This window comes from Candidatus Propionivibrio aalborgensis, from assembly GCF_900089945.1.
Classification (GTDB): Bacteria; Pseudomonadota; Gammaproteobacteria; order Burkholderiales; family Rhodocyclaceae; genus Propionivibrio; species Propionivibrio aalborgensis.
Genome location: NZ_FLQY01000269.1, coordinates 1 through 5506 on the forward strand (window position 1 = coordinate 1; position 5506 = coordinate 5506).

General features: G+C 61.7%; 6 protein-coding genes and 1 pseudogene. 4 read left to right on the forward strand and 3 right to left on the reverse strand.

The genetic code is table 11. The features are described 5' to 3' along the window. From PROAA_RS12745 to PROAA_RS12755, 4 genes and pseudogenes are all read left to right on the forward strand, one after another. Positions 1-877 (forward strand): helix-hairpin-helix domain-containing protein (locus PROAA_RS12745; protein WP_483771115.1); only part of this gene is annotated, 877 nt, incomplete at its 5' end. 29 nt (positions 878-906) lie between these two features. Next, on the forward strand, positions 907-1284 hold the full coding sequence (locus PROAA_RS12750; protein WP_186411703.1) for a UvrD-helicase domain-containing protein: 378 nt from the start codon (positions 907-909) through the stop codon (positions 1282-1284). Beyond that, positions 1281-1346 (forward strand): annotated as a pseudogene (locus tag PROAA_RS19305) (SEC-C metal-binding domain-containing protein); the annotation flags it as partial. The gene PROAA_RS12750 and the pseudogene PROAA_RS19305, both read left to right, overlap by 4 nt. A gap of 21 nt (positions 1347-1367) precedes the next feature. Further along, positions 1368-3758, forward strand: a complete 2391-nt coding sequence (locus PROAA_RS12755) for a tetratricopeptide repeat protein (protein WP_245664267.1) — start codon at positions 1368-1370, stop codon at positions 3756-3758. Between the two features lie 411 nt (positions 3759-4169). Here PROAA_RS12755 and PROAA_RS12760 read toward each other — a convergent pair whose 3' ends face one another. The 3 genes from PROAA_RS12760 to PROAA_RS12770 all read right to left on the reverse strand — a co-directional run. After that, positions 4170-5030, reverse strand: coding sequence for an isocitrate lyase/PEP mutase family protein (locus tag PROAA_RS12760; protein ID WP_186411705.1), 861 nt, complete (start codon positions 5028-5030; stop codon positions 4170-4172). Beyond that, positions 5027-5287, reverse strand: a complete 261-nt coding sequence (locus tag PROAA_RS12765; protein WP_186411706.1) for a phosphopantetheine-binding protein — start codon at positions 5285-5287, stop codon at positions 5027-5029. The genes PROAA_RS12760 and PROAA_RS12765 overlap by 4 nt, the downstream gene beginning before the upstream one ends. Further along, positions 5277-5506, reverse strand: a 230-nt coding sequence (locus PROAA_RS12770; protein ID WP_222102258.1) for a hypothetical protein, incomplete at its 5' end; no start/stop codon positions are given. The genes PROAA_RS12765 and PROAA_RS12770, both read right to left, overlap by 11 nt.

Genomic DNA, 5506 nt, shown 5'->3' on the forward strand with positions numbered 1-5506 from the left:
GTGCCACTACCCGGCCGCTTTCCTCGCCGGCTTGCTGAATTCGCTGCCGATGGGCTTCTATTCGGCCTCGCAACTCGTGCAGGATGCGCAGCGCCACGGCGTCGCTGTCCGGCCGGTGGATGTCACCGTCAGCCTGTGGGAGACGACGCTGGAAGAAGCGGATTCGGCACGGCCGGTGATCCGTCTCGGGATCAACCGAATCGGCGGCATGGGGAAAGCGGCAGCGGAGCGCATTGTGGCGGCACGGTCGGAACAGGCATTCACCGGCATTACCGATCTCGCTCATCGAGCCGCACTGAACAAGCGCGACCTGGAACTGCTGGCCGAAGCCAATGCGTTTGTTTCCGTCGCTGGTCATCGGCGCGAGGCGGCCTGGGAAACCGCGGTCGTTCGCGTCCGCAACGATCTGCTGGACGGCCTGCCGATTCGCGAGGAACGGCCAGCGCTGGTCGCACCCAACGAAGCGGAAAGTCTGATCGCCGATTACGCCACGCTGGGCCTGACGCTCGGCTGCCATCCGATGACTCTTCTGCGGCAGCAACTGAGCCAGCGCCGCTACGTACAGGCGGCCGAGCTGCGCCAGATGCCCAGCAGAAAGCTGGCGCGCTGTGCCGGATTCGTCACCTGCCGGCAACGCCCCTCGACCTCGAAAGGCGTCATTTTTGTGACCCTGGAAGACGAAACCGGCATGGCCAACGTGATCGTGCATGCGCCGCTGGCAGAGCGGCAACGCAAGGAGCTGCTGGGTTCGCGTCTGCTCGGTGTGCTGGGCGTGCTACAGTGCGAAGGCGAGGTCGTGCATCTGATTGCCAAACGACTGGTCGATCACACCGAGTTGCTGGGCAGTCTGCACACGAGCAGCCGGGATTTCCGTTGACTTCGGCGTATTTTATGCAAATACCAACCATGACCGCACCTGCCCCTTCAAACACCTCGAATACTCTCAACAATCCGAACCGATCCCTGGCCGGTACGGATTACCTGGAATCGTTGAACGACGAACAACGCGCCGCCGTGGAATACGACGGGCAACGCGGACCGCTACTGGTGATAGTCGGTGCCGGATCGGGCAAGACCAAGACGCTGGCTCATCGCGTCACCCACTTGGCCGTCCAAGGCGCGGATCCGCAGCGCATCCTGATACTCACCTTCTCACGTCGCGCGGCGGCTGAGATGTCGCGCCGGGTCGAACTCATCATCAGTTCGATGATTGGTGCCCCGGCCGCACAGCGGCCCCCGCAATTTCCATGGGTGGGCACCCTTCACGGTAGCGACTACCGATGAAGCCCGGGCGGAATGACCCTTGTCCATGTGGCAGTGGCAGAAAATACAAGAGCTGCTGCCTGGGCCGAGACGCTGCGAAAGCGGTGCGCGGTCGCCAAGTTGCCCCGGCGCCTGGCGCAATTGATGCGCGCCAGTTGGTGGCCATGTTCCATGTCGGCCGCCATCCTGAGCTCGAATCGTTGCTGCGCGTTCTGATTGAACGAGCCCCGCACTCAGGATTCCTCTGGGGACTCTTTGGTGCAACCATGCAGGCACAAGGCAAGGATGGTTTACCCGCCTTGCAACGCGCAACGACATTGTCCCCTGATGACTTCGACGCACAGGCCGCGCTAGGGAGAGTGTTCATCGAGCGCGGGCTTTTCGAGGAAGCGGTCGCAAGTTTCAGCCGAGCCCTGGCCATTCAGCCGGAGAATCAGGGGGCGCAGATTGCCCTTGGCGATGCGCTGCGACTGCTGGGAAGGTTCGAAGAAGCCGAAGTCTGCCTTCGCGGCGTTCTGCGGAGCGCGCCGGATTCCGCAGAACTGCTGGTTTGTCTCTCCGATACGCTGGGCGAACTGGGGCGGGTCAGCGAAGCCGAGGCCTTCTCTCGGCGGGCGACTCAGATCGCACCAGCATATGCTGCGGCGCACTTCTGCCTGGGCAACATCCTGTGCAAGAGCGCGCGTTTCGACGAAGCTAAAGACTCCTTTGTTGCCGCGCTTCAGGTGGCTCCGGAGTATGTTCCCGCCCTCGACAATCTTGGCAACGTGCTCCAGGAAACGGGAAACCTGGTCAAAGCCGAGGAGTGCTATCGTCGCGCTCTGCAACTGGCCCCTGCACACGCCAATGCCAGCGCTAACCTGGGCCGCCTTCTCGTCGACCAGAGCCGTTTCATCGAGGCCGAAGCTTGCTATCGGGACGCGTTGAAGACGCAACCGGAGAACGCTGAAATCCTCGAGCGGCTCGGTGGCGTCCTGGTGGAACTCGGCCGGTTGAAGGACGCCGAAAACTGCTACCTCCAGGTGCTCGACGCGCAACCCGATCGTGCCACCGCCCGCCTGGCGCTCGCGACTGCGGTTCTGCCGGTCATCGCGCAAACCAGCGAAGAAACAGCCTCCGTCGCCGCATCGTTCGCTCGCTCGCTCGATACGCTTTCGGGCTGGCTACATGCCGACCCCGGTCGGCAGATACGCACCGCCGACCTTGCCAGCGCGCAGCAACCGTTCTTCCTCGCCTACCGCGACGGCAATCACGTCGATCTCCTGTCGCGCTACGGCGACCTGATCGCTGAATGCCTGCCATCGCACGCTGCGCTATCTTGCCCACCGCGCGCGCGGATCCGGCTGCTGGTGGTATCGCATCACGTACGGCGGCATTCGGTATGGGATATCGTGCTGCGCGGCCTGTTGCTGCATCTGGATCGTACGCGTTTCGAAGTGTTCCTGTATCACTTGGGCAACGCCGAGGACGAAGAAACCGCCTTTGCTCGCTCGCAGCTCGATGGCTGGCGCGATCGTCACACCATCGGCGATGCCAGCGGTTGGCTGGCCGCCGCAGCCGAAGACTGCCCGGACGTGATCTTCTACCCGGAAATCGGGATGTCGTCGATCTGCTACTTCCTTGCCGCGCATCGGCTCGCACCGCTGCAGGTGGCAAGCTGGGGGCATCCGATCACCACCGGCCTGGCCAGCATCGATCTGTTTCTTTCCGGCGAATTGCTGGAACCCGCGGATGCTGATACCCACTACCGGGAACGACTGATCCGCTTGCCCGGCACCGGCTGCTGTACCTCGTTCTTGCCGGTCACTGCAGAGCCGATTCCTGATGTGGAAGCAGCCGTTCTCGGCCTGGATGGCCCGCGCTTCGTGATCGCTCAGCGGGCCATCAAGTTCGATCCCGACGACGATGAGGTCTACGCGCGGATAGCCGTCGCCACCGGACCGAGTGTCTTCATTCTGTTGCGGGATCCGATTTGCCCTTGGGCGACCGACCAAGTCATGGTGCGCCTTGAATCGGCATTCCGCAGACACGGGCTCGATCCGACCCGACATCTGGTGGTGATTCCCTGGCTGTCGCCGGGGAAGTTCCTTGCTTTGCTCGATCTCTGCGACGTCTTTCTCGACTGTCCGGTTTTTTCCGGCTACACCACGGCTTGGCAGGCCATCCATCGTGGCTTGCCGATCGTCGCTATCGAAGGTTCCTATATGCGCCAACGCCTTGCTGCAGGTTTGCTCCGAAAAGCAGGCTTGTCAAGCACCGTCGCGTCCTCGGCAGACGACTACATTGGTATCGCGACGCGTCTGGCGGAGGAGTGCCGCGACCCGGATCGCCGAAAAGCCATTCGCGCAGAGGTTCTTGCTGCTGCGTCATCAGTAGACGGCGACATCAGCGTCGTCAGGTCATTCGAGCGGTGCCTGGTAAGTGAATTGGCAGCCTGCCGCAAACGCCCCGAACGACGCATCGAACTCGGGAGTTCTGAGCGCGCTTCAGGGTGATCCGCCAAAACCACCCAGTGACCAGGCCGTCTTGCCCAGGCAAACTGCGGGGTCGGCAAGGAGCAGAGCACTGGAAATGGGACTGCGCAGCTGCATGCCGGCGTTAGGTCTATTTCGCCGTCGTTATGCGACGACGGCAGTAGTAACAGATCAAGAACCGTCTTGACGGGGGGCGAGATGGCAGCCGTTGGTGTTCTCCAACTTCTCGCCTGACTGCGATATCGGCTGGAAGAATTGGAGGTCTCGCGACACCGCCGGGGACGCACTCAAAGTTTGACCGACAGGGGAGTCTATCGAAGTAACTCCGGATCGTGAGTCGCCAAGCACACGGAAGAAAGAGTTCGACGATAGAGGAGCAAAGGGAGAGCCGGACGGCGGGAGGGCATATGATCTTTCCCCGGCGACCGACGACTAGTTCCGCGTATCGCGCCGAGCCTGATTTTCGGCCAACAGGAGCGTGCAATCCTTGACGCCGATGCGGCTGCCGGCGAGGGTTCCGTCACGCGCCTTGAGGTCCGCCATGGCCTCGTCGATCGCCGCCTGGGCGGCGAAAAGACACGGCGTGCTGTAGATCACTAGAGAAACGCCAGCGTCCTTCAACTCGCTCTGGGTGCACACCGGCGATTTGCCACCCGCAATCTGATTGAAACAGAAAGGGCGATCAACCCGCTGGGACAAGGCGCGAACCACATCAAGACTGGTCAGTCCATCAACCAGCACCGCATCCGCCCCGGCAGCAGAAAACGCCTCAACGCGACGCGCAATATCCTCGAGATCCGACGCATCGGTGCGCGCAATCACGACCATATCACGCCGGGTTGCCAGAACGGCGCGCAGCTTGGCCAGATATTCATCCAGATCCATGATCTGCTTGCCCTCGAAGTGACCACATCGGCGCGGCCGCTTCTGATCCTCAAGTACCACCCCGGAAGCTCCCGCGGCCTCGAGCACCGATACCACATGGCAAGCCACTTCGGGGTCGCAGTAGCCGTCATCGATATCGACCAGCAGATTGTGGAACGGCAGCACTGTGCGCAGGCGCTGGACATAAGCCACGATATCCGTCCACGTGATGAACCCCATATCGGGCAAGCCGTAATGGCTGGCGGCAAAGCCAAAACCGCTGACAAACAGGCTATCGAAATGACGCCCCGCCAGTGTCGCCGAGAAGACATCGTAAACCCCGATGAACGGGATCAGAGCGCTGTTGGTCATCGATTCCCGGAGACGATGGCCGGGCGACAGGCGCGTGCGCGACGTGGGTGAATTCATTGGCGGGTTTCCTCAATCAGGTCAAGAATGCTGGTCATCGTACTCACCCGCTCCGGGTCGATTCCGCTGGCGCCGAAATCAATCCCGTAGGTGGTTTCAAGGTACAGGACAATCTGGATGATGGCCAACGAGTCCACCAGCCCCGTCGCGAACAGGCTGTCATCGACGCCAACGTTCTCGATCCGTTTGGTGGGCTTCTGTATGGTGCGCAGAAACTCGATCAGATTCTTCAGGCGTTGCGGGCGATCAGCGCTCATCGCGGCTTTCTCCGTCAAGAATCCGGGCCAGATCGAGCGCATCCCGAGTGACGCAAAAGGCCTTGACCGCATCCCGGTTGATCTTGCCGCGCGACGTTCTGGGAATTTCGTCGATCACCCACCAGCGCACCGGCATCTTGTGTTCCGCCAGTTGCGACTTCATCCACTCGTACAGTGCCCGGATCGTCGCGTCCTCGGAATTGCCGAGCACTACCGCCA

What these genes read in the sequence shown, in the direction of transcription:
- PROAA_RS12760 (WP_186411705.1), bottom strand. Translation starts at nt 5,030, where the DNA reads ATGAATTCACCCACGTCGCGCACGCGCCTGTCGCCCGGCCATCGTCTC.
- PROAA_RS12765 (WP_186411706.1), bottom strand. Translation starts at nt 5,287, where the DNA reads ATGAGCGCTGATCGCCCGCAACGCCTGAAGAATCTGATCGAGTTTCTG.
- PROAA_RS12750 (WP_186411703.1), top strand. Translation starts at nt 907, where the DNA reads ATGACCGCACCTGCCCCTTCAAACACCTCGAATACTCTCAACAATCCG.